The sequence below is a fragment of the Evansella tamaricis genome, from assembly GCF_019042215.1.
Classification (GTDB): Bacteria; Bacillota; Bacilli; order Bacillales; family Salisediminibacteriaceae; genus Evansella; species Evansella tamaricis.
This window is the reverse complement of sequence record NZ_JAHQCS010000048.1, coordinates 1-22,791: the sequence shown is the minus strand read 5'-3', so window position 1 is coordinate 22,791 and position 22,791 is coordinate 1. Positions and strand designations below refer to the sequence as shown.

Here is a 22,791-nt window from a genome sequence, read left to right as displayed (position 1 = left end):
CCATGGAAGCAAAAGCAATTGCAAAACAAGTGCGCATTGCTCCTCGTAAAGTTCGCCTAGTGGTAGACTTAATTCGTGGAAAAGGTGTAGGAGAAGCAATTTCAATACTACGCCTCACACCGAAAAAAGCTTCACCAGTGGTTGAAAAGCTATTAAATTCAGCCATCGCGAACGCTGAGCATAACTATGAAATGGAACCTGACAATTTAGTGGTCAGTAAAGTATATGTTGACGAAGGTGTTACTTTAAAAAGATTCCGTCCACGTGCTATGGGACGTGCGAGCCGAATCAACAAACGTACTAGCCATATTACGGTTGTTCTTACAGAAAAGAAGGAGGGATAAATGTGGGTCAAAAAGTAAATCCAATAGGGCTTCGTGTCGGTATCATTAAAGACTGGGAGTCAAAATGGTACTCCGACAAAGACTATGCTAATCTACTGCACGAAGATATTAAAATTCGTGAGTACTTAGAAAAGCGTCTTAAAGAAGCATCTTTATCCAGAGTTGAAATCGAGCGTGCAGCGAACCGCGTAAACGTAACGATTTTCACAGCAAAACCAGGAATGGTTATTGGTAAAGGTGGATCTGAAGTAGAAGCACTACGTAAAGCATTAAATCAATTAACTGGCAAGCGTGTACACATCAACATTAACGAAGTAAAGTCTCCGGACATGGATGCTCGTTTAGTTGCTGACAACATTGCTCGTCAATTAGAAAATCGTATCTCATTCCGCCGTGCGATGAAGCAAGCTATTCAACGTACAATGCGTTCAGGTGCTCAAGGTATTAAAACTCAAGTATCTGGTCGTCTAGGTGGAGCAGACATTGCTCGTTCTGAATCTTATAGCGAAGGGACAGTTCCACTACACACTTTAAGAGCTGATATCGATTATGGTACTGCAGAAGCAGATACTACTTACGGTAAGCTTGGTGTGAAAGTGTGGATCTACCGTGGTGAAGTCCTTCCAACGAAAGGAACGAAACAAGAGGAAGGAGGAAAATAATCATGCTAATGCCTAAACGTGTAAAATTCCGACGCGAACACCGTGGAAAAATGCGAGGCCGTGCTAAAGGTGGAACAGAAGTTGCCTTTGGAGAATTCGGTCTACAAGCACTAGAAGCATCATGGATCACTAACCGTCAAATCGAAGCAGCACGTATTGCTATGACACGTTATATGAAACGTGGAGGTAAAGTATGGATTAAAATTTTCCCAGATAAACCGTATACTGCAAAGCCGTTAGAAGTCCGAATGGGTTCCGGTAAAGGTGCTCCAGAAGGATGGGTAGCAGTTGTTAAACCAGGGAAAATTATGTTTGAAGTAGCTGGAGTATCAGAAGAAGTTGCTCGTGAAGCTTTGCGTCTTGCTTCTCATAAGCTTCCGATTAAAACTAAATTTGTAAAACGCGAAGAAGTGGGTGGTGACGCAAATGAGAGCTAATGAGATTCGCAACCTTACCACTGCCGAGATCGAACAAAAATCGAAATCTTTAAAAGAAGAGCTATTCAATCTTCGCTTTCAACTTGCGACTGGACAGTTAGATAATCCAGCCCGTATCCGCGAAGTTAGAAAAGCAATTGCTCGTGCAAAAACGGTATTGCGTGAAAGAGAATTAGGAATCACTAACGATTAACTCTGAGAGGAGGTCTGCACAGTGACAGAACGTAACAATCGCAAGAGCTATACTGGTCGTGTTGTATCTGACAAAATGGACAAAACGATCACAGTTGTTGTAGAAACGTATAAAACACACTCACTCTACGGAAAGCGTGTTAAGTACTCTAAAAAGCTAAAGGCTCATGACGAGGAAAACACAGCAAAAACTGGCGACATCGTAAGAATTATGGAAACTCGTCCATTATCTAAAGATAAACGATTCCGTCTGGTCGAAGTAGTAGAAGAGGCTGTTATTATCTAATAGTAGTAGAAGTTTTGGTTACCTGAAGGGAGGTAAAGAACTATGATTCAACAAGAAAGTCGATTAAAAGTAGCTGATAACTCAGGAGCACGTGAAGTATTGTGCATTAAAGTTCTTGGCGGCACAGGGAGAAAGACTGCTAACATTGGAGACGTCATCGTCTGTACTGTAAAGCAAGCAACACCTGGTGGCGTTGTCAAGAAAGGTGATGTTGTTCGTGCGGTAATCGTACGTTCTAAGAGCGGTGTTCGTCGTCCAGACGGATCATACATTAAATTTGATGAAAATGCTGCGGTTATTGTACGTGACGATAAGAGCCCGCGTGGGACACGTATCTTCGGTCCGGTTGCACGTGAATTACGTGATAATCAGTTTATGAAGATCGTATCTTTAGCTCCTGAAGTACTTTAATAATAAAAATGATCGGAAATTTAGGTGTTAAGGAGGTGCCCTCATGTCTCAAACGAAATTACACGTTAAAAAGGGAGATACAGTAAAAGTAATCTCCGGGAAAGACAAAGGCAAGGAAGGTAAAATCCTTGAAGCATACCCAAGTCAATCTCGTGTATTAGTGGAAGGCGTAAATTTGGTTAAGAAACACGCAAAACCATCCCAAGCCAATCCACAAGGTGGTATTCTAAATCAAGAAGCGCCAATTCACGCTTCCAACGTGATGCCAATCGACCCGAAGACGGGTGATCCAACTCGTGTTGGGTATAAAGTGGAGAACGGGAAAAAAGTAAGAATTGCAAAAAAATCTGGCGCAGTTTTAGATAAGTAATCGTCAGTGGCTGAAAGGAGGTCTACTCAATGAATCGTCTGCAAGAGAGATATAGAAAAGATATCGTTCCTGCATTAACTGAGAAATTCAATTATTCTTCTGTAATGGAAGTACCTAAAGTTGAAAAGATTGTAGTTAACATGGGTGTTGGTGATGCTGTACAAAACTCAAAAGTTTTAGATAAAGCTGTTGAGGAGCTTTCAGCAATCTCTGGTCAAAAACCTTTAATTACAAAAGCAAAGAAATCGATAGCAGGATTCAAACTCCGCGAAGGAATGCCAATTGGTGCAAAAGTAACACTACGCGGCGAGAGAATGTATGCATTTTTAGATAAACTAGTGAGTGTTTCTTTACCACGTGTACGTGACTTCCGTGGGGTTTCTAAAAAAGCCTTTGATGGTCGAGGTAACTATACACTTGGAGTAAAAGAACAATTAATTTTTCCGGAAATTGAATACGATAAAGTTGATAAAGTTCGCGGGATGGACATCGTTATTGTAACGACAGCTAATTCTGATGAAGAAGCACGTGAACTACTCACTCAAATGGGCATGCCGTTTCAAAAATAAGCTCGTGCTAAAAGGGAGGAGTGACTAACTTGGCAAAGAAATCTATGATCGCTAAACAAAAGCGACCTAAGAAGTTTCAAGTGCAAGAATATACTCGTTGTGAACGCTGCGGAAGACCGCACAGTGTAATTCGGAAGTTTAAGCTATGCCGTATCTGTTTCCGAGAACTTGCGTACAAAGGTCATATTCCGGGTGTTAAAAAAGCAAGCTGGTAATTCCGTATAGGGAAGGAGGTAAATACGATGGTCATGACAGATCCTATTGCTGATATGCTTACACGTATTCGTAACGCGAATACTGTTCGACACAATAGTTTGGAGCTTCCAGCTTCAAAAATTAAGCGTGAAGTAGCTGACATTTTAAAGCGCGAAGGTTTTATTCGTGATTTTGAATATATTGAGGATAACAAACAAGGTATCCTTCGTATTTTCCTTAAGTACGGTGCTAACAATGAACGTGTAATCACTGGACTTAAGAGAATAAGCAAACCAGGACTTCGAGTTTACGCAAAAGCTGATCAGCTTCCACGCGTACTAGGAGGATTAGGAATTGCAATCATTTCATCATCTAATGGAATGGTGACTGATAAAGAAGCTCGCCAACAACAAGTTGGAGGAGAAGTATTAGCTTACATTTGGTAATAAGTTGATTGGAAGAATGGAGGTGTAAGGCATGTCTCGTATTGGTTTAAAACCAGTGGAACTTCCTTCAGGGGTTGATGTGAAAATTGAAGGAAACCAAATCACAGTTAAAGGACCAAAGGGCGAATTGAATCGAACTCTTCACGCAGATATGATTGTGAAGAAAGAAGATAACCAAATCGTTGGTGAACGTCCAACAGACAATAAAGAACATCGTGCTCTTCATGGTACTACTAGAAGCGTAATCAACAATATGGTTGAAGGCGTAACGAAAGGTTATGAAAAGAACCTTGAATTAGTAGGTGTAGGTTACAGAGCAACCAAAACTGGTAATAAATTAGTATTAAGCGTTGGTTTATCCCACCAGGTAGAATTCACACCTGAAGATGGTCTTGAAATCGATGTTCCTGCTAACACGAAAATTACGGTTAAAGGAATCGATAAAGAGAAAGTGGGAGCCTTGGCTTCAAATATTCGCGCTGTAAGAAAACCTGAACCTTACAAAGGAAAAGGAATTCGTTACGAAGGTGAAAGAGTTCGTCGTAAGGAAGGTAAAACAGGTAAATAGTAAATAACGGAAAGAAAGGACTGACGTTCAATGATCACTAAGACAAATAAGAACGCGGTACGTAAGAAAAGACACGCACACGTTCGTCGTTCGATCACTGGTACTGCTGAACGTCCTCGTTTGAATGTTTTCCGTTCTAATAAGCAAATTTATGCACAGTTAATCGATGACGTATCTGGCGTTACGATTGCGAGTGCTTCAAGCTTAGATAAAGAACTAAAACTTGAAAACGGCGGAAATAAAGAAGCAGCTCGCCAAGTCGGTGAACTTGTAGCAAAGCGTGCCCTTGAAAAAGGTCATGAAAAAATCGTGTTTGATCGTGGCGGTTACTTATATCACGGTCGTGTGCAAGAACTAGCGGATGCAGCCCGAGAAGCTGGTCTGAAGTTCTAATCAAGGCTAGAAGGAGGGAAATTCATGCGTATCGATCCAAATAAATTGGAACTTGAAGAGAGAGTCGTTACGGTAAACCGTGTTGCTAAAGTAGTAAAAGGTGGACGTCGTTTCCGCTTTGCAGCATTGGTTGTCGTTGGAGATAAAAACGGACATGTAGGTTTTGGTATGGGGAAAGCCCTAGAAGTACCAGAAGCGATCCGTAAAGCTATTGAGGACGCAAAGAAAAACTTAATTAGCGTACCTATTCAAGGCACAACTATTCCACATCAGATTACTGGGGAATTTGGTGCAGGAAGCGTATTTTTAAAGCCTGCATCTGAAGGTACTGGAGTAATCGCCGGTGGTCCTGTTCGTGCGGTATTAGAATTAGCTGGTGTTGGTGATATCCTATCAAAATCATTAGGTTCCAATAACCCGATTAATATGGTGCGTGCAACGATTGAAGGACTAAAAGCAGTAAAAAGTCCAGAAGACGTAGCTAAACTACGCGGCAAATCTGTAGAAGAGTTGCTAGGTTAAGGAGGGAATTGGCATGGCAAAGAAATTAGAGATCACCCTCACACGTAGCTTGATCGGACGCCCAGAAGATCAACGTGTCACAGTGAAGACTTTAGGTCTTCGTAAAGTGAATCACACTGTCGTTCAAGAGGACAATGCAGCAATTCGCGGTATGGTAAACAAAGTTTCTCATCTCGTCAGTGTTAAAGAAGTAGAAGCTTAATTCATAAACAGTTGAGGAGGTGCCAACATGAAACTTCACGAATTAAAACCTGCTGAAGGCTCACGCAAAGTACGAAATCGCGTAGGACGCGGAATCGGTTCTGGAAATGGTAAAACTGCTGGTCGTGGACACAAAGGACAAAATTCCCGTTCCGGGGGCGGTGTTCGTCCAGGATTTGAAGGTGGGCAAATGCCAATCTTCCGTCGTCTACCAAAAAGAGGATTCACAAACCCTACACGAGTTGAGTATGCAGTAGTGAATTTAGAGACACTAAATCGTTTTGAAGACGGTACAGAAGTTACACCAGAACGTCTCATCGAAACTGGTGTTGTGAAAAACGAAAAAGACGGAATCAAGATTCTTGGAAATGGAACACTTGAGCGCAAGTTGACAGTCAAGGCTCACAAGTTTTCAACAACAGCAAAAGAAGCTATTGAGGCTGCCGGCGGAACGACTGAGGTGGTTTAATGTTTCGAACTATTTCCAATATCATGCGTGTAGGTGATCTAAGAACAAAGATTCTTTTCACTTTAGCGATGCTCATCGTCTTTCGCATTGGGGCCCATATCCCAGCTCCGGGTGTGGATGCCGACATTTTGGATTTTGCAGGAGAAATGAACGCCTTTGGTTTCCTTAATACCTTTGGTGGTGGAGCGTTAGAAAATTTCTCGATATTCGCAACAGGAATCATGCCGTATATCACAGCGTCCATTATTGTGCAGCTTTTACGAATGGATGTTGTGCCTAAATTTGCTGAATGGTCTAAACAAGGGGAAGCAGGTAGAAGAAAGCTTGCCCAAGTGACAAGGTACGGTACGATTGTCATTGCATTTTTTCAAGCATTGGCAATGTCCATTGGGTTTAATAATATATTCCAAGGGCTCGTACCAAATCCAACCATACCAACCTATTTACTAATTGCACTAACATTAACTGCAGGTACTGCTTTTCTTATGTGGTTAGGGGAACAAATAACTGCAAAGGGAGTAGGAAACGGTATATCAATCTTGATCTTTGGTGGTATCGCTGCTGGAATTCCAACAGCTGTAAATCAAATTTACGCTACGAAAATCCAAGAAGCAGGGGATCAACTTTTTATTAATATCGTGATTATCGTTTTACTTTTACTTGCTGTTTTAGCAATTACAGTTGGAGTAATTTTTGTACAACAAGCATTACGTAAAATTCCAGTGCAGTACGCTAAGAAATTAGTTGCTGGGAAACCGCAGGGGGGGCAATCAACCCACTTGCCATTAAAAGTAAACTCAGCCGGGGTAATTCCAGTAATCTTTGCAATGGCACTCTTCATTTTCCCACCTACAGTGGCAGGGTTAATTGGAGATGACAGTACTATTGCAACATGGGTAACGCAAAACTTTGATTATACTCGTCCATTTGGGCTTGTCGTCTATGCGGCGTTAATCATTGGTTTTACGTACTTCTATACATTTATCCAAGTGAATCCGGAACAAATGGCCGAGAACTTGAAAAAACAAGGCGGTTATATTCCAGGTATTCGTCCCGGACATACGACGCAGGTTTATATCACTCGAATCCTATATCGTTTGACATTCGTCGGAGCGCTATTCCTAGCATCAGTTTCTGTAATCCCTGTCTTCTTTACGGAGTTAGCAGGACTTCCGCCAGCGGTTCAAATTGGCGGTACGGGTTTACTGATTATTGTTGGAGTGGCTTTAGATACGATGAAACAGATTGAAAGCCAATTAATCCAAAGATCCTATAAAGGATTTATTAAATAATTTGAAAGGGAGACTATCTCCCTTTGCTTTCGATCTTGACTAAAACGGTGGAGGGGTAGAGAATGAATTTAATCCTAATGGGTCTTCCGGGTGCTGGTAAAGGAACTCAGGCAGAGAAAATTGTTAATAAATACGGAATTCCACATATTTCCACAGGAGATATGTTCCGTACTGCCATTAAAAATGGAACAGAGCTTGGGCTTAAGGCTAAAGCTTTTATGGATAAAGGAAATCTTGTCCCAGACGAGGTTACTGTTGGTATCGTTCGGGAGCGCCTTAGTAATGATGACTGTAAAAAAGGATTCTTATTAGACGGCTTTCCGAGGACTGTCGCACAAGCGTCCGCATTAGATGAAATGCTTGAAGACCTTGATCGGCAGTTGGATCATGTTTTATACATTGAAGTACCGAAAGAGGATTTATTTAAGCGTCTGACTGGTCGTTGGATATGCCCAACATGCGGAGCAACGTATCATGAGATCTATAACCCTCCGAAAGTATCTGGTAAATGTGATAAAGATGGCAGCGAACTGATACAACGAGACGATGATAAGCCTGAGACTGTTGAAAAGCGGTTAGAAGTGAACTTAGAGCAAACAAAGCCATTGGTAAACTTCTATCATGAAAAGGGCTATCTTCGAAACTTAAATGGGAATAAAGACATTCAAGAAGTTTTTGAAGATCTTGATGCTATCTTGAAAGGAAGCAATAAATGATTATTTGTAAGACGCCGAGAGAATTAGAAATTATGCGTGTTGCAGGTCAAATAGTTGCTTTAACCCATCAGGAGCTTAAAAAACACATCAAGCCTGGTATAACAACTTTGGAATTAGACAGCATTGCGGATAAAATTATACGCCAGCATGATGCGATTCCATCTTTTAAAGGCTATAATGGATTTACTGGAAGTATCTGCGCTTCAGTAAACGAGGAATTGGTACACGGAATTCCAGGGAAAAGGGTACTCAAGGAAGGCGATATTATCAGTATTGATATTGGCGCTAACTATAATGGGTATCATGGGGACTCTGCATGGACCTATCCAGTCGGGGAAATATCCGAAGCAAGTAAAAAGCTTCTTGAAGTCACAGAGAATTCGTTATATAAAGGACTTACAGAAGCTAAACCAGGAGAAAGGCTATCAAACATATCTCATGCCATCCAAACATATGTGGAGGCATACGGGTTTTCTGTAGTAAGGGAATATGTCGGTCATGGGGTAGGGCAAGAACTTCATGAAGACCCTCAGATTCCACACTTCGGACCACCAGGGAAAGGCCCACGCCTTAAACCAGGTATGGTTTTAGCTGTTGAACCAATGGTTAACGCTGGATCACGACATGTTCGAACCTTAAAGGATAATTGGACGGTAGTGACCACTGATGGAAAAATGTGTGCCCATTTTGAACACACCATTGCTATTCTAGATGAAGGATATGAAATACTGACAAAAACCGAATGATGAAGGTGGTCACTAAATGAAAGATCCGGATTCGATTCCGCAAGTGGGAGAGCTTGTGCGAATATTGAGTGGACGGGACAAAGGACAGTACGCTTTTGTTATTGAAATACTGGATTCTCGATTTGTACGAATCGCTGATGGGGATAAACGGAAAGTGGATCGTGCAAAGAAGAAGAATATACAGCATATTGAGCGGCTGGACATCTATGCCTCGGAAGTGAAAAATAGCATTGTTGAAACTGGTCGTGTTACCAATGCCAAATTGCGATTTGCAATTTCAACTTATATAGATGATAATTTCCTGAAGGAAGGGGAGTAAATTCATGGCCAAAGAAGATGTAATCGAAGTTGAAGGTACGGTTATTGAGCCGTTACCAAATGCAATGTTCCGCGTCGAATTAGAAAACGGACATAAAATCTTGGCACATGTCTCTGGTAAAATCCGTATGCACTTCATTCGCATTTTACCAGGTGATAAAGTTACTGTAGAATTGTCTCCGTATGATTTAACGCGTGGTCGAATCACGTATCGTTATAAATAACAAAAAAAATTGTCACTCCGCAGCAACATAAGGAGGTATAAATCATGAAGGTAAGACCGTCAGTCAAGCCAATATGTGAAAAATGTAAGGTTATTCGCCGAAAAGGAACCGTCATGGTAATTTGCGAAAACCCTAAACACAAACAAAAACAAGGTTAATCACAGGAGGTGTAAACCAATGGCACGTATTTCAGGTGTCGACATTCCTCGTGACAAGCGAGTTGTCGTTTCTTTAACGTACGTTTATGGAATTGGACGTTCAAGAGCTAGTGAAATTCTAAAAAATGCAGGTGTATCTGAAGATACTCGAGTTCGTGACTTAACAGAAGATGAGCTTGGTAAGATCCGTGAAGCGATTGATGCATTTAAGGTGGAAGGTGATCTTCGTCGTGAAATCTCCTTAAACATTAAACGTCTAATCGAAATCGGTTCATACCGTGGTATCCGTCATCGTCGTGGATTGCCTGTTCGAGGGCAAAAAACGAAGAACAATGCACGTACTCGTAAAGGTCCACGTCGTACAGTAGCAAACAAGAAGAAGTAAAGGAGGTATTTGTCGATTATGGCTAAACCGAAAACGACTCGTTCAAAGCGTCGTCAACGTAAAAATATTGAATCCGGCATTGCGCACATTCGTTCTACTTTTAATAATACGATTGTTACGATTACGGATACTAGTGGAAATGCGATATCTTGGGCAAGTGCTGGTGCACTAGGCTTTAAAGGTTCACGTAAATCCACACCATTCGCAGCACAAACTGCAGCTGAAACTGCAGCTAAAGCAGCAATGGAGCATGGGATGAAGACAGTTGAAGTTTCCGTTAAAGGCCCTGGTGCTGGACGAGAAGCTGCAATTCGTTCTCTTCAAGCAACTGGTTTAGAAGTAAACATGATTAAAGATGTTACTCCAGTACCACATAACGGATGCCGTCCGCCAAAACGTCGTAGAGTATAGTCGCATCAGAGGTATGGAAGGCCATACCCTTGTCAATAATGGATTAAGAGTCTATGGCCGAAAATGGCTCTTTGTAAGGTATTGACGGTTTCGTGACAGGTCGGGATGTGCCCAATGAGGGATTCCGGTTGAACCTATCGATTCAACCGGGGTTTCGACGTTTTGAAGGAGGGTTTGTTTAAATGATCGAAATAGAAAAGCCAAAGATTGAAGCGGTTGAAATTAGAGAAGATGCATCGTATGGAAAATTTGTTGTTGAACCATTAGAGCGAGGGTATGGAACAACGTTGGGGAACTCTCTCCGTCGAATCCTATTATCCTCACTTCCTGGCGCAGCAGTAACAAGTGTTCAATTTGATGGAGTATTACATGAGTTCTCTACCATTGAAGGGGTAGTTGAAGATGTTACGTCTATCATTTTAAACTTGAAAAAACTCGCTCTGAAAATTTACTCGGAAGAGGAAAAAACTTTAGAAATTGAAGCGCAAGGAGAAGGTGTTGTCACTGCGGCAGATTTTATGCATGACAGTGATGTGGAGGTTTTAAACCCTGACCTTCATATTGCAACTCTCTCAAAGGGAGCTCAATTTCATATGAAAGTAACAGCGAGTCGTGGCAGAGGATATGTTCCTGCGGAAGGAAATAAATCAGATGAACTTCCAATTGGTGTTATTCCAGTTGACTCCATTTACACGCCAGTAGCCCGTGTAAACTATCAAGTGGAAAATACGCGAGTTGGACAGATAACAAACTATGACAAATTAACGTTAGATGTTTGGACTGATGGAAGTACTCGTCCAGAAGAAGCAGTATCCCTTGGCGCAAAAATCTTAACTGAGCATTTAAATATTTTTGTTGGCTTAACAGACCAAGCCCAACACGCAGAGATCATGGTCGAGAAAGAAGAAGACCAAAAAGAGAAAGTGCTTGAAATGACGATCGAGGAATTAGACTTGTCCGTACGTTCTTACAACTGTTTGAAACGTGCAGGCATAAATACCGTTCAAGAGTTAACTCAGAAAACGGAAGAAGATATGATGAAAGTGCGTAACCTGGGAAGAAAGTCTCTTGAGGAAGTTCAGGAGAAGCTTGGTGAATTAGGTTTAGGTCTTCGCAAGGAAGAATAGTTTTCCCTTTCATCAGTTAGGCTAGTTGATACGTAGAATTTGACTTGAGAAGGAGGGACTCTCATGGGATACAGAAAATTAGGTCGTGATAGCAGTGCCCGTAAAGCATTGTTCCGTGATTTAGCGACAGACTTAATCATCAACGAACGCATTGAAACAACAGTACCTAAAGCAAAAGAACTTCGTTCGATAGTGGATCAAATGATTACACTTGGTAAACGTGGTGATTTGCATGCCCGTCGACAAGCTGCTGCATTCATTCGTAATGAATTAGCAGACCAAGAGACTGGCGTTAATGCGGTACAAAAGTTATTTGATGACATTGCACCACGCTATGAAGAGCGCCAAGGTGGATATACACGTGTTCTTAAGCTAGGACCTCGCCGTGGAGACGGTGCAGAAATGGCGATCATTGAGCTCGTGTAATGGATGCATAAAGAATTGATTCTTCAAAGGGCGAGAAACCAGATCTGATATCAGATACTGGTTCTGTGCCCTTTTTTTGTAGTTAGGGCTTACTAAAGCATTACCCAAATGGAGGTGCTACTGTGAACAAAGATATTGTCCGAATACATAATCTATCCTTTCAATACCGGCCTAATGAACCATATGTTTTAACGGACATAAATCTTACTATTAAAGAAAGGGAATGGATTACTATTGTTGGCCATAATGGATCAGGAAAATCCTCATTAGCAAAATTTTTAAATGCCCTTTTTATTCCAGATGAGGATGGAGAGGTTTATATTTATGGTCTTAATACTAAGGAAAGACAAAATCAAGGGAAAGTTCGTAAGCTCGTTGCGATGGTTTTTCAAAATCCAGATAATCAATTGGTAGCACCGACGGTAGAGGATGATGTTGCTTTTGGACTGGAAAACACAGGTGTTCCACGGGAAGAAATGATCGAAAGAGTCAAAGAAAGTATAAAGATTATGGGTTTGGAAGGTTTTGAAAAACAAGAACCTCATCGCTTATCAGGTGGTCAAAAGCAGAGGGTAGCCATAGCTGGTGTTATTGCAATGAAACCAAAGGTTGTTGTTCTTGATGAAGCGACGTCCATGTTGGATCCGGTGGGCCGAAAAGAAGTGATGGAATATATTCGGAGAGTACATAACGATGTAAACATGACAGTCATTATGATTACACATGATTTAAATGAGGCATTATTTTCTGATAGAATAATCGTAATGAAGGAAGGGAAAATCCTTAAGGATGCTCCACCAATAGAAGTGCTAAGGGATGAAGAATTATTAAAAAAATCTCTCCTAAAACCTACTTTTGAATTTGAAGTACAATCGAAATTGAAAGAAAAAGGGATTAATTTATTTGAAATATCTCCCCAGATAACAAATCAGAAAGAGTTGGTGGACGCACTATGTACATGGAAGCAAAAAATGTGAAGTTTACATATATGGTGGGAAGCCCTTTTGAAAAAACAGCTCTTCAAAACATTAATCTAACCTTAGAGCCCAATTCTTACACAGTATTAATCGGCCATACAGGATCAGGGAAATCAACGCTTATTCAGTTATTTAATGGGCTGCTGAAGCCAACAGATGGTTCCATACAGATCGGGAATAGAGAAATCAAACGTGATACGAAACAAAAACATTTGTATGATGTACGTAAAGATGTTGGAATGGTATTCCAATATCCAGAACACCAGTTGTTCCATGAAACGATTTTGAAGGATGTTGCGTTCGGTCCCATGAACTTTGGTATGTCTCAGGAAGAAGCCGAAAAAAGGGCTAAGGAAAGTCTAAAACTTGTTGGCATAGAAGAAGGTCTTTATGAACGGTCTCCGTTTGATTTAAGTGGAGGACAGATGAGAAGGGTAGCCATTGCAGGAGTATTGGCTAGCAATCCAAAAACTCTGATTTTAGATGAACCAACTGCAGGGTTAGATCCACAAGGTAAAGAGGATATAATGGAACTCTTTTATAAATGGTACGAAGTCAGTGAAGAACGCTCCATTATTTTAGTAACACACCATATGGAAGACGCAGCAAAATATGGTGATCAGCTAATAGTGTTAGAACAGGGGGGGATCCATCTTACAGGTACCCCAAAGGAAGTGTTTCTTCAAGGGGATAGGTTAAGAAAAACGGGTTTATCCCAACCAGAAACGGTTCGATTGCTAGAAAGCTTAAAGGACAAATCAAAAGGACACATAGATACTCTAAAGTTTCATTTAAATGAGACAGTAGATGAAATTGTCTCCTTTTTGAGAAAGGATCAATGAAAAGATGCTAGATCATATTATCATTGGACAATATGTCCCAGGTCATTCGAAGGTCCACCGTTTAGATCCTAGAGCAAAATTAATTTGTTTGATGCTCTTTATGGTATTTCTTTTTGTCAGTAGGCATCCACTTTCCATTGGAGTAGCATTATTAATAGCGGTCTTAGCTTTTGGATTGGCCAATGTTCCATTGACCTTTTATTTGAGAGGGATGCGGTTTATTGCAATTATTATTATATTTACATTCTTATTGCATCTCTTTATGACAAAAGAAGGACCAGTGCTATTTACTACACCAATAGTTACCATCTACTTAGGCGGAGTTCTTGAAGGTGTATTGGTAGGTGTTCGCCTTTTACTTCTCGTGATAATGGCTTCCTTATTAACCTTAACAACAACACCGGTTGATTTAACAGACGGGATGGAATCGCTAATGCTTCCTCTTAAAAAGGTTGGAATGCCTACCCATGAATTAGCGTTTATGATCTCAATTGCACTCCGATTTATTCCTACCTTATTAGAAGAGGCTATGAAGATTATTAAGGCACAAATGGCTCGTGGGGCAAACTTTACCCAAGGGTCCATTTGGAAGAGGGTGAAAGCTTTTGTTCCAGTTCTTGTTCCTTTATTTGTACAGTCCTTAAATCGGGCAGAAGATTTAGCAATTGCCATGGAATCTAGGGGATATGAAGGGGGAGAAGGTAGAACAAAATTTAGAATCCTTTATTGGAAAAGGATGGATACAATTGCTTTAGTGATATTAACTTTGTACTCTATGACTGCAATATTCACTAGATTCTTGATGTAAATAGGGGTTGTTAAGATGCGAAGGGTAAAAATCGTTGTTTCGTATGATGGAACAAATTTTTTCGGATACCAGGTACAACCTAATGCTCGAACAGTTCAGGGAGAATTACAGCGGGCATTAGGGAAAATACATAAATCCTCATCCTGGCCCATCACAGCGTCCGGAAGAACGGATACAGGGGTTCATAGCCTAGGGCAAACCATTCATTTCGATACTCCGTTAAATATACCGGAAGATCGCTGGAAACGTGCGATAAATGCGGTCGTTCCTGACGATATTGTCGTGGTAGAAGGGAGTTACGTACGAGAAGATTTCCATGCGAGATACCATACAGTGGGAAAAGAATACATCTACCGGGTGAACACGGGAAAAGAGAAAAACGTCTTTACCAGGAACTACAGTTATCATCTACGAGAAGAACTATGTCGGGACGCCATGCTGGAGGGGGCAAACCACCTCCTAGGTACTCATAATTTCACGAGTTTTTCATCTCCACGCACAGCAGTAGTAGATAAAGTGAGGACAATATATAACCTCTCGATCACTAACGAAGGAGCAGAGTGGACGTTTCGGTATGTTGGTAGTGGTTTTTTATATCAAATGGTCCGAATTTTAACGGGGACACTGCTTGAAATCGGGAAAGGAAACATGGATCCGTTAGAGATACCTCATATCATTAAGGGGGAAGATAGGGCTCTTGCAGGACCGACAATTCCTGGATGTGGTCTCTATCTTTCGAAAGTAGTTTATTCCGAAGGGGATTTGGCAAATCTTTTAAAGTAGAGGAAAAAATCTGCTGTTTTATCGTGATAAAAGCACCACTTTTTAAAAAAAATTCAAAGACAACGAAACCTGGTGTAACATCTTATTGACATGGGGATTTATATGTTATATGATGATATACGGTATTCTTATGCCCACTAGCCCCGGGTACGGAATCTAATGTAGAAATTGACGCGATAGTTTTTGTGAAAGTTTATTAGGAGGGAAACAAATGCGTACGACATATATGGCAAAGCCAACAGAAGTTGAACGTAAATGGTATGTTGTTGATGCGGAAGGCCAAACTCTTGGTCGTCTTGCTAGTGAAGTAGCTAGCATCCTTCGTGGGAAGCATAAACCGACATTTACACCACACATTGATACAGGAGATCACGTGATCTTAATCAATGCAGAAAAAATTCATTTAACAGGTAACAAATTAGATGGGAAGAAATACTACCGTCACAGTCAACATCCAGGTGGTCTTAAGACTACTACTGCAAGGGAAATGCTTAGCAAAAAACCTGAAAGAATGCTTGAGTTAGCAATCAAAGGAATGCTGCCTAAGAATTCTCTTGGACGTAAGCAAGGAATGAAGCTTCATGTTTACACTGGAAGCGAACATCCTCACCAAGCACAAAAGCCGGAAGCATACGAGTTACGCGGTTAATTATAGAAGGAGGTAATTTTTTTGGCACAGGTTCAATATTATGGAACAGGTCGTCGTAAGAACTCTGTTGCACGTGTACGTTTAGTCCCTGGTGACGGAACAATCGTGATTAACAACCGAGATATTAACGAATACTTTGACCTTGAAACTTTAAAATTAATTGTTAAACAACCACTTGTGGAAACACAAACAGAAGGTACTTATGACGTTTTAGTAAACGTTCATGGTGGTGGATATACAGGACAAGCGGGAGCAATCCGTCACGGAGTTGCCCGTGCTCTTCTAGAAGCAGATCCTGAATATCGTGCAGCACTTAAAAAAGCAGGATTTTTGACTCGTGATGCTCGTATGAAAGAGCGTAAGAAATACGGTCTTAAAGCTGCTCGTCGTGCACCTCAGTTCTCAAAGCGTTAATTATCAACACTTCAAAGGCTCTCAACCGATTATGGTTGGGGGCTTTTATTTATTGTTTAGGAAACTATAATGGAATTAATGTGGATACGTTCATTGTTCACAAAAGACATCTAGCTCCAGCGACGAGGAGGCTCCCGAACCGTCCGCGGCTAAGAAGACACCATGTATACAATCGAAGAGAGTAGACATGGATGTCGCACTTGTGCCTGTGGTGAAAGCGAGAGTCCTGAAGTGAAAATCAACAACAAAATATAACAGAGCCTTGTGAACCTTGTGCGAATATTTTCTCTTTAGAACTTATTATGGCTTCTAATGTTATTTACTTTACAAAGAAATATTTCCTCTCTGATCAAGGAAGTGGATGCGTTTTTTTATGTGTTATTAAAAAAATAGAGGGATAATCAGCTTTTGTATTGGAGTTTCTGTATGCTATGGAATGATTACCATGGTGAGAATTCACTTCTGATACCAAGTATTTGCCCTAATGAAATCTCCCTGTAGTTTAACACTAACAAATAAAAACAGAGGAGATATCATATGAATGTCATAACCAATTTAGGAGAAAAGAGAAGAAAGAAGCAATGGAAATTTGAACGTAATATGCTTCGCTCCTTATCTATAGAAGAGATGAGAAAAGATGTTAATGAGCAGTTTTTTGATCAACTTATAGGTGCGGAAACGGTAAGTAAACTTTATTTAGTGGATTTTTGTTTAGACATAGGAATCGATGCTTATCTCCTGGGGTCAGAATATGGGAGGTTCGGTTACTATGGGGAGACTGCTGAACAAGTTCAAACAAGGTGTAAGGATGAATTAGATACCTTTATCACTCAAACCGCAAGTCAATTTACTGCCTGGTTTACATTGACAGAAAAAGAAAAAGATATCCAATATGAACGGAGTAAAGCATTTATTAATAGGTGGTGGAATAAAGGTTTTACAGAGGGTGAGCGTCGTTACCGTCTAAGGTTGCATTAATAAATTTTAAGTCAGTATACAATTTAACATAAAGTCATAATTCATACCTCGTCCCATATATATAGGAATGGAAGGGGTGGGGTATGGTTTATGAAAAGGATATGGATGCTTGTTATTAGTGGTATTCTTGTTGGTTTACTGATCATATTTCTAGAGATTAGGCAAATTAGTCAAGAAACAGCAGGGTGGAACATACCGTTATCAGGAAAAGTCATTGTCTTGGATCCAGGACATGGAGGAATAGATGGGGGAGCATCGTCAAAGCAAGGAGATCTAGAAAAGGACATCTCCCTTGAAATTAGTTTAATGTTACGGGATTATCTTCAAGAAGCAGGTGCACTCGTTTTAATGACACGGGAAGGGGATCATGATCTTGCATCTGAAGATACAAAACGTATTCGATCCCGAAAGATAGAAGATTTAAAAAATAGGGTAGCGATGATCAACGACACAAATTCTGATTTGTTTATCAGTTTACATTTAAATGCCATAGGATCTTCCAAATGGAGTGGAGCACAGACCTTCTATAATCGAACAATAGAGGGTAATGAAGAGCTAGCCAAACATATTCAAGGAGAGTTAACAAGAAACCTGGAGAATACAACGCGGCAAGCTAAGCCAATTAATAATGTTTATTTAATAAAGGAAGCAAAAATACAAGGGGCTTTAGTGGAGGTTGGGTTTTTATCCAATCCTACGGAAGCACAACTCTTGGCAACAAAAGAATATCAGCAAAAAGTAGCTGCTTCTATATATGAAGGAATTCTTCGTTATTTAGGGGGAGACCCACTTCCGGAATAGGTAGTGGGTCTTATTGCTGTGATCTAAATCATCATGGGAATGTTGGAAGTATGTTATACTAAGTGGGAATGATAACGAATACACAGGGAAAAAAGGCGGTGTTTACGTGTTAACAGAAGAACAAGTACTTAATGCTTTAAAAACTGTTCAAGAGCCAATTCTCAATAAAAGTCTTGTGGACTTAAATGCCATTAAAGAACTTAAGATTAAAAATAATATGGTTAGTTTAAAATTAGCGATTGCTCAACCGGGAACTGCGGAACAAATGCAATTACAACAGGAGATAGTGACTGCTGTTAAGAATGTAGGTGCAGAGTCCGTTGGTTTACGATTTGAAAAAATGGCGGATGAAGAAGTGGCTAAACATGGTGGAGCTACCCAAGGAGAAGGAAAATCACTATTAGACCGACAAGATAAAACAACGTTTATTGCTGTAACTTCCGGAAAAGGTGGTGTAGGGAAGTCGACGGTTTCTGTAAATTTAGCGGTTTCCTTAGCAAGGGAAGGAAAAAAAGTTGGGATAATTGATGCTGATATTTATGGTTTTAGTGTTCCGGATATGATGGGTATTGAAGAACGTCCGAAGGTTGTTGGGCAAAAGATTTACCCAGTAACAAGATTTGATGTACAAGTTATTTCGATGGGATTTTTTGTGGAAGATAACTCTCCGATTATTTGGCGAGGCCCAATGCTTGGTAAAATGCTTAATAACTTTTTTTCAGAGGTGGAATGGGATGATTTAGATTACTTAATCCTTGACCTTCCTCCAGGAACAGGCGATGTGGCTTTAGATGTCCACTCTATGCTGCCTTCTTCGAAAGAGATTATTGTTACTACCCCACATGCAACAGCGGCCTTTGTGGCGGCGAGAGCGGGAGCAATGGCTATTAAAACCGAACATGAAATTCTTGGTGTTGTGGAAAATATGGCTTATTTTGAAAGCAAGGTAACTGGTGAAAAGGAATATGTTTTTGGAAAAGGTGGAGGACAAAAACTAGCTGAAGAATTAAATACAGAAGTTTTGTCTCAAATTCCATTAGGACAACCAGTGATTGATGAGGAAAACTTCGCTCCATCTATTTATGATACAGATCATCCCATTGGGAAGTTATATATGGAAATGGCAACGAAGGTTATTGGAAAAACAAAAAAATAATGTAAAACAGGGCACTGCCAAAATGTGGAAGTGCCCTTATTTTATTACTCTCCTCCTGATTCCTCTTTCGTTTCATTTTCTTTATCTTGTTTTTCCATCTGCTTTTGGGCAACATTACCCATAATCTCATTAAGTTTTGCAACAAAGTAAGGACTCTCAAATGCATCAGACATGACGTTTAGTACTTGTTGACGATATTCTTTACTTTGCATTATTTCTAGATATTCCTCTTCCATCTCAGGGTCTTTCATAACAGAAATCATCATTCCTTGATATTCTGGATCTTTCATTAGACTTTTTAGAATTTGTTCATTCTGATTTTGCATGCTTTCAGCAAATGATTTTGCAAATTCAGGGTCCTGCATCAGACTTGTCCAATATTCTTTTCCAGCATCGGATGTTAATGTCGTTTGAACGGTTTCCCTAACGAAGGATTCTTCCATCACTAATTCTTTCTTCACTTCTTCATCCTGTAAAACTTCTTTAATGGCTTCTTTACCCTCATCGGTTTTTAACATGTCCACCATCATTTTTTTTGTGCTTTCATAATCTGGTTGTGAACTTTGTTGATCTTCCATGGCCGCACAACCTGTAATGAGGATAAGAAGGAAACTGATTAGTATAAAAGATTTTTTATGTTGATTATGCCACACAGGAGCAGGCTCCTTTCTGTATAGGCTAATTATGGCAAAAGGAATTTGACTTGGTTTTAATATTAATATGGGTATAATTTTTTTATATTATGCAGTTTAGAACGGGTGAATATTTGAAAAAAATAAGGAAATAAAGAAAAAACTAGCGAAATAAAAAGAAATTTTGATAAAATGGGAAATGGACTGACATACAGGAGGATATTAAAGTGAATACAAAAAAAGTTGTGTTTTTATTTTATACAACGTTTCTAATTGGTACATTCTCAGGTTTTCTAATTGGATTTATTTTAGATTGGCATACGCACATTTTAGATTTAAGTAAAGGGCAGTTCGGTGGATTTGTAATGATTATCATTACCGCATCGATTTGGACTGTTATTGCACAAATGGGTTTTTTTGCTTATTTAACTATTCACCGGTTTGGACTTGGAATATTTAAGTCGGTTAAGTTATGGAATAAAGTCCAGATCGTTCTAATTGCATTTGCCCTGTTTGATTTAATGTTCTTTCGTCATATGCTCTTTGCGGAAGATGGAGAAGGTATGTTAGGTTATGCTATACTCCCGACCCTTTTACTTGGATATGGTGTTATTGTTGCATATATAAAAAGCAAGGAGACCAACATATCAGCTTTTATACCAGCACTCTTTTTTATGGTGGTTGTTACAACGATAGAGTGGATACCAGCTTTAAGAGAAAATGATTTTACCTTTTTGTTAACTGCAATTGTACCACTATTGATTGCTAATACTTGGCAGCTTTTAGTGCTTCATCGGCTCCATGAATCAGATGAACCATCTAATACTTTGAAGAAAAGAAGAAACATAAAAGCTCAGCCTTCTAAATAGGGCTGAGCTTTTTGTATGATCTCTGATTGGAAGAGATTATTGTATTTCTTCTGTCGAAACTTCAGCTCCTGAAATTAAATCAGAAACATTAGTGAACTTAAACCCTTGTTCATTTAACTCTGCTATAATTTGCGGGAGTGCCTCTTTCGTCTGTTTAGCAGAGTCAGAAGCGTGGAGTAAGACAATATCGCCATTTGTCACTTGAGAAGTTACGTTTTCCACAATTGCATCTACACCTGGGTTTTCCCAATCCTTTGAATCAATACTCCAATGTATAACATCATAATTTAAATTTTCAGCAATTTTTAATACGCGTTCATCAAAACTTCCGTTAGGCGGCCGTAAATAAGTAGGTCCCTCTTTAGTTACTTCCTGTATAATTCGATGGGACGTTTGTATATCACTTTTTATCTTCTCATCATCCCAATTCGTATAGTGCTCATGACGGAAGCCATGGTTTCCGATTTCATGTCCATCCTCTACCATTCTCTCTACCACTTCTGGGTGTCTTTCCGCCCATGCTGCAGATATAAAGAATGTGGCATTGTCAATCTCATGTTCTTTTAAAGTATCTAATATAGGTATTGCCCTCTCCTCCCCCCAACTAATATTGAATGTAAGGGCGATTCGCTTGTCTTCAGCATTTACTTTATAGATTGCTACTGGCTGATCATCTGTTGTAAAAACCGGTACTTGTGACTGGCCTGTCCAGAGAATTCCAGCAGTAAATAATGCCGCAACTGCAACGACCATATATCTTTTTAATGATTTGGCATTCCACACCCAAATAAAATTCATTTTTGCTCCTCCTTGTCCCATTCTTTACTTTATATCTATTCAATGGACAGGCATATATGAATAAAATTTACAAAAACCGAAAATAATGCCTTATGTAGATTATTTGGAGGTGGTTGTGTGTTAGGCGTAATGTTAAATGGTAAAGAGGCACAAGAGATGGAGTATTTATTAAAGCGGGAGTTAGAGGAGCTACTCCTTGACTTATCAGATTCACGAATTGACGGTATTGTTAAACGGGCCATGGAAGAAAGATACCAAATGATCTTTAAATTATATAAACGATTTACTCCTCAGAAGGAGTACATGCAATATGTAAGACAAAGACAATACGGTGGAAAATACGAAAAATCACAATCTGATTGACAAGAAGAAATTCACTTGTTATATTAATTTCATTGTGTAAATTATGTTTAAATTGACGCTAATATGAGGAAAATAATAACTATGTTTTCTTTGAGATAATCCCTTGCGTTTTCACGGGAAAAATAGTATTATATCATATGTCTCGTCAAGCATTTCCAAGCTAATGGAAGTAATGATGTTCCACAGTAGCTCAGTTGGTAGAGCAATCGGCTGTTAACCGATCGGTCGCAGGTTCGAGTCCTGCCTGTGGAGCCAATTATTTTTTATGTTACTTCTGAGCAAAGAAACATTTCTTATTGTATTTTGCTTCAATATTCCACAGTAGCTCAGTTGGTAGAGCAATCGGCTGTTAACCGATCGGTCGTAGGTTCGAGTCCTACCTGTGGAGCCATGCTTCCTTAGCTCAGTAGGTAGAGCGCATCCATGGTAAGGATGAGGTCAGCGGTTCAAGCCCGCTAGGAAGCTCCAAATAGTGGCCCGTTGGTCAAGCGGTTAAGACACCGCCCTTTCACGGCGGTAACACGGGTTCGAATCCCGTACGGGTCACCAAATCCTTTTTAGAAGCAAGCGAGAGAGGAACCGGAGCGACGAGCAAAACATCATGAGATAGCTACGAGTTGTTTCGACGGATTTTCATCAAAGAAACATACTGTATGTGAGGATCTGAAAGAGAGAAGCTGACGAAGAGATTCGCCGCCCTATTCCAAAACCGATTGTTTAAAAGAGACAAGAAGGTCGAGGAAGCAAGCGAGAGAGGAACCGGAACGTACTTTTAGGTACGTGAGGATCTGAAAGAGAGAAGCTGACGAAGAGATTCGCCGCCCTATTCCAAAACCGATTGTTTAAAAGAAAC

At 40.1% G+C, this 22,791-nt stretch carries 38 protein-coding genes and 4 tRNA genes; 40 read left to right on the top strand and 2 right to left on the bottom strand.

Translation table 11 applies throughout. The features are described from left to right. Positions 1-2: 2 nt before the first annotated feature. From rplV to KS419_RS03320, 34 genes are all read left to right on the top strand, one after another. Positions 3-344, top strand: a complete 342-nt coding sequence (gene rplV, locus KS419_RS03485) for a 50S ribosomal protein L22 (protein ID WP_217064695.1) — start codon at positions 3-5, stop codon at positions 342-344. A gap of 2 nt (positions 345-346) precedes the next feature. Next, positions 347-1,006 (top strand): 30S ribosomal protein S3, encoded by a 660-nt coding sequence (rpsC, locus tag KS419_RS03480; protein WP_217064694.1) that lies wholly within the window; start codon positions 347-349, stop codon positions 1,004-1,006. Between the two features lie 2 nt (positions 1,007-1,008). Further along, positions 1,009-1,443, top strand: coding sequence for a 50S ribosomal protein L16 (gene rplP / locus KS419_RS03475; protein WP_217064693.1), 435 nt, complete (start codon positions 1,009-1,011; stop codon positions 1,441-1,443). Further along, complete coding sequence (gene rpmC / locus KS419_RS03470; RefSeq protein WP_217064692.1) at positions 1,433-1,636, top strand: 50S ribosomal protein L29; 204 nt, start codon at positions 1,433-1,435, stop codon at positions 1,634-1,636. Before rplP ends, rpmC begins: the two co-directional genes overlap by 11 nt. Before the next feature lie 21 nt (positions 1,637-1,657). Then, complete coding sequence (gene rpsQ, locus KS419_RS03465; protein WP_217064691.1) at positions 1,658-1,921, top strand: 30S ribosomal protein S17; 264 nt, start codon at positions 1,658-1,660, stop codon at positions 1,919-1,921. Positions 1,922-1,963: 42 nt separating this feature from the next. After that, a complete protein-coding gene (rplN, locus tag KS419_RS03460) occupies positions 1,964-2,332 on the top strand; it encodes a 50S ribosomal protein L14 (RefSeq protein ID WP_217064690.1) in 369 nt (122 codons plus the stop codon). A gap of 43 nt (positions 2,333-2,375) precedes the next feature. Further along, positions 2,376-2,702 carry a 50S ribosomal protein L24 gene (gene rplX / locus KS419_RS03455; protein WP_217064689.1) on the top strand — a complete coding sequence of 109 codons (327 nt, stop codon included), beginning with the start codon at positions 2,376-2,378 and terminating at the stop codon, positions 2,700-2,702. Between the two features lie 29 nt (positions 2,703-2,731). After that, the gene (rplE, locus tag KS419_RS03450; protein WP_217064688.1) at positions 2,732-3,271 is read left to right on the top strand and encodes a 50S ribosomal protein L5; all 540 of its coding nucleotides are present in this window, start codon (positions 2,732-2,734) and stop codon (positions 3,269-3,271) included. Between the two features lie 29 nt (positions 3,272-3,300). Then, positions 3,301-3,486 carry a type Z 30S ribosomal protein S14 gene (locus KS419_RS03445; protein WP_217064687.1) on the top strand — a complete coding sequence of 62 codons (186 nt, stop codon included), beginning with the start codon at positions 3,301-3,303 and terminating at the stop codon, positions 3,484-3,486. Positions 3,487-3,513: 27 nt separating this feature from the next. Further along, positions 3,514-3,912, top strand: coding sequence for a 30S ribosomal protein S8 (gene rpsH, locus KS419_RS03440; RefSeq protein WP_217064686.1), 399 nt, complete (start codon positions 3,514-3,516; stop codon positions 3,910-3,912). A gap of 31 nt (positions 3,913-3,943) precedes the next feature. Further along, positions 3,944-4,480, top strand: a complete 537-nt coding sequence (gene rplF, locus KS419_RS03435; protein WP_217064685.1) for a 50S ribosomal protein L6 — start codon at positions 3,944-3,946, stop codon at positions 4,478-4,480. A 30-nt stretch (positions 4,481-4,510) separates the two neighbouring features. Continuing rightward, positions 4,511-4,873: a 50S ribosomal protein L18 gene (gene rplR / locus KS419_RS03430; protein ID WP_217064684.1), complete on the top strand. Its 363-nt coding sequence runs from the start codon at positions 4,511-4,513 to the stop codon at positions 4,871-4,873. 24 nt (positions 4,874-4,897) lie between these two features. Next, entirely contained in the window at positions 4,898-5,395 is a 498-nt protein-coding gene (gene rpsE, locus KS419_RS03425; RefSeq protein ID WP_217064683.1) for a 30S ribosomal protein S5, read from the top strand. A 13-nt stretch (positions 5,396-5,408) separates the two neighbouring features. Next, positions 5,409-5,597 (top strand): 50S ribosomal protein L30, encoded by a 189-nt coding sequence (rpmD, locus tag KS419_RS03420; RefSeq protein ID WP_088073134.1) that lies wholly within the window; start codon positions 5,409-5,411, stop codon positions 5,595-5,597. Positions 5,598-5,624: 27 nt separating this feature from the next. After that, positions 5,625-6,065, top strand: coding sequence for a 50S ribosomal protein L15 (gene rplO, locus KS419_RS03415; protein ID WP_217064682.1), 441 nt, complete (start codon positions 5,625-5,627; stop codon positions 6,063-6,065). Further along, positions 6,065-7,357 (top strand): preprotein translocase subunit SecY, encoded by a 1,293-nt coding sequence (gene secY, locus KS419_RS03410; RefSeq protein ID WP_217064681.1) that lies wholly within the window; start codon positions 6,065-6,067, stop codon positions 7,355-7,357. The genes rplO and secY overlap by 1 nt, the downstream gene beginning before the upstream one ends. A 62-nt stretch (positions 7,358-7,419) precedes the next feature. Beyond that, positions 7,420-8,073 (top strand): adenylate kinase, encoded by a 654-nt coding sequence (locus tag KS419_RS03405; RefSeq protein ID WP_217064680.1) that lies wholly within the window; start codon positions 7,420-7,422, stop codon positions 8,071-8,073. Beyond that, entirely contained in the window at positions 8,070-8,819 is a 750-nt protein-coding gene (gene map / locus KS419_RS03400) for a type I methionyl aminopeptidase (protein WP_217064679.1), read from the top strand. Before KS419_RS03405 ends, map begins: the two co-directional genes overlap by 4 nt. Before the next feature lie 16 nt (positions 8,820-8,835). After that, positions 8,836-9,138 carry a KOW domain-containing RNA-binding protein gene (locus tag KS419_RS03395; protein WP_217064678.1) on the top strand — a complete coding sequence of 101 codons (303 nt, stop codon included), beginning with the start codon at positions 8,836-8,838 and terminating at the stop codon, positions 9,136-9,138. Positions 9,139-9,142: 4 nt separating this feature from the next. Then, the gene (gene infA, locus KS419_RS03390) at positions 9,143-9,361 is read left to right on the top strand and encodes a translation initiation factor IF-1 (protein ID WP_010896341.1); all 219 of its coding nucleotides are present in this window, start codon (positions 9,143-9,145) and stop codon (positions 9,359-9,361) included. Between the two features lie 44 nt (positions 9,362-9,405). Further along, positions 9,406-9,519, top strand: coding sequence for a 50S ribosomal protein L36 (rpmJ, locus tag KS419_RS03385; protein ID WP_003322638.1), 114 nt, complete (start codon positions 9,406-9,408; stop codon positions 9,517-9,519). A gap of 19 nt (positions 9,520-9,538) precedes the next feature. Next, positions 9,539-9,904, top strand: coding sequence for a 30S ribosomal protein S13 (rpsM, locus tag KS419_RS03380; RefSeq protein ID WP_217064677.1), 366 nt, complete (start codon positions 9,539-9,541; stop codon positions 9,902-9,904). Positions 9,905-9,922: 18 nt separating this feature from the next. Further along, positions 9,923-10,315, top strand: a complete 393-nt coding sequence (rpsK, locus tag KS419_RS03375; protein WP_217064676.1) for a 30S ribosomal protein S11 — start codon at positions 9,923-9,925, stop codon at positions 10,313-10,315. A gap of 182 nt (positions 10,316-10,497) precedes the next feature. Continuing rightward, entirely contained in the window at positions 10,498-11,442 is a 945-nt protein-coding gene (locus KS419_RS03370; protein ID WP_217064675.1) for a DNA-directed RNA polymerase subunit alpha, read from the top strand. Between the two features lie 63 nt (positions 11,443-11,505). Beyond that, positions 11,506-11,868, top strand: a complete 363-nt coding sequence (rplQ, locus tag KS419_RS03365; protein ID WP_217064674.1) for a 50S ribosomal protein L17 — start codon at positions 11,506-11,508, stop codon at positions 11,866-11,868. Between the two features lie 122 nt (positions 11,869-11,990). Then, on the top strand, positions 11,991-12,845 hold the full coding sequence (locus tag KS419_RS03360) for an energy-coupling factor transporter ATPase (RefSeq protein WP_217064673.1): 855 nt from the start codon (positions 11,991-11,993) through the stop codon (positions 12,843-12,845). Continuing rightward, positions 12,821-13,687 (top strand): energy-coupling factor transporter ATPase, encoded by an 867-nt coding sequence (locus tag KS419_RS03355; RefSeq protein ID WP_217064672.1) that lies wholly within the window; start codon positions 12,821-12,823, stop codon positions 13,685-13,687. The genes KS419_RS03360 and KS419_RS03355 overlap by 25 nt, the downstream gene beginning before the upstream one ends. Positions 13,688-13,691: 4 nt before the next feature. Then, positions 13,692-14,495 (top strand): energy-coupling factor transporter transmembrane component T family protein, encoded by an 804-nt coding sequence (locus KS419_RS03350; RefSeq protein WP_217064671.1) that lies wholly within the window; start codon positions 13,692-13,694, stop codon positions 14,493-14,495. Positions 14,496-14,510: 15 nt separating this feature from the next. After that, positions 14,511-15,278, top strand: a complete 768-nt coding sequence (gene truA, locus KS419_RS03345; RefSeq protein ID WP_217064670.1) for a tRNA pseudouridine(38-40) synthase TruA — start codon at positions 14,511-14,513, stop codon at positions 15,276-15,278. Positions 15,279-15,489: 211 nt separating this feature from the next. Continuing rightward, entirely contained in the window at positions 15,490-15,927 is a 438-nt protein-coding gene (gene rplM, locus KS419_RS03340; protein WP_217064669.1) for a 50S ribosomal protein L13, read from the top strand. Positions 15,928-15,948: 21 nt separating this feature from the next. Beyond that, positions 15,949-16,341, top strand: a complete 393-nt coding sequence (gene rpsI / locus KS419_RS03335) for a 30S ribosomal protein S9 (RefSeq protein ID WP_217064668.1) — start codon at positions 15,949-15,951, stop codon at positions 16,339-16,341. A 537-nt stretch (positions 16,342-16,878) separates the two neighbouring features. After that, positions 16,879-17,319 carry a DUF2521 family protein gene (locus tag KS419_RS03330; protein WP_217064667.1) on the top strand — a complete coding sequence of 147 codons (441 nt, stop codon included), beginning with the start codon at positions 16,879-16,881 and terminating at the stop codon, positions 17,317-17,319. Between the two features lie 90 nt (positions 17,320-17,409). Continuing rightward, positions 17,410-18,120, top strand: a complete 711-nt coding sequence (gene cwlD / locus KS419_RS03325) for an N-acetylmuramoyl-L-alanine amidase CwlD (RefSeq protein WP_217064666.1) — start codon at positions 17,410-17,412, stop codon at positions 18,118-18,120. A 106-nt stretch (positions 18,121-18,226) separates the two neighbouring features. Next, a complete protein-coding gene (locus KS419_RS03320) occupies positions 18,227-19,276 on the top strand; it encodes an Mrp/NBP35 family ATP-binding protein (RefSeq protein WP_217064665.1) in 1,050 nt (349 codons plus the stop codon). 44 nt (positions 19,277-19,320) lie between these two features. Here KS419_RS03320 and gerD read toward each other — a convergent pair whose 3' ends face one another. After that, entirely contained in the window at positions 19,321-19,929 is a 609-nt protein-coding gene (gene gerD, locus KS419_RS03315) for a spore germination lipoprotein GerD (RefSeq protein WP_343215021.1), read from the bottom strand. Positions 19,930-20,135: 206 nt separating this feature from the next. On the opposite strand from gerD, the gene KS419_RS03310 reads away from it, so the two are divergent. Then, a complete protein-coding gene (locus tag KS419_RS03310) occupies positions 20,136-20,777 on the top strand; it encodes a KinB-signaling pathway activation protein (protein ID WP_217064663.1) in 642 nt (213 codons plus the stop codon). Positions 20,778-20,813: 36 nt separating this feature from the next. On the opposite strand, the gene pdaB is transcribed toward KS419_RS03310, so the two are convergent. Then, entirely contained in the window at positions 20,814-21,575 is a 762-nt protein-coding gene (pdaB, locus tag KS419_RS03305; RefSeq protein ID WP_217064662.1) for a polysaccharide deacetylase family sporulation protein PdaB, read from the bottom strand. 117 nt (positions 21,576-21,692) lie between these two features. Between pdaB and KS419_RS03300 the strand changes: the two genes are divergently transcribed. The 5 genes from KS419_RS03300 to KS419_RS03280 all read left to right on the top strand — a co-directional run bounded on the left by KS419_RS03300 (position 21,693) and on the right by KS419_RS03280 (position 22,487). Continuing rightward, the gene (locus tag KS419_RS03300; RefSeq protein ID WP_217064661.1) at positions 21,693-21,938 is read left to right on the top strand and encodes a hypothetical protein; all 246 of its coding nucleotides are present in this window, start codon (positions 21,693-21,695) and stop codon (positions 21,936-21,938) included. Between the two features lie 179 nt (positions 21,939-22,117). Further along, positions 22,118-22,193, top strand: a tRNA-Asn gene (locus tag KS419_RS03295). A gap of 60 nt (positions 22,194-22,253) precedes the next feature. After that, positions 22,254-22,329: transfer RNA gene (locus tag KS419_RS03290), tRNA-Asn, on the top strand. Between the two features lies 1 nt (position 22,330). Further along, a tRNA-Thr gene (locus KS419_RS03285) sits at positions 22,331-22,406 on the top strand. A gap of 6 nt (positions 22,407-22,412) precedes the next feature. After that, positions 22,413-22,487, top strand: a tRNA-Glu gene (locus KS419_RS03280). Positions 22,488-22,791: the final 304 nt, after the last annotated feature.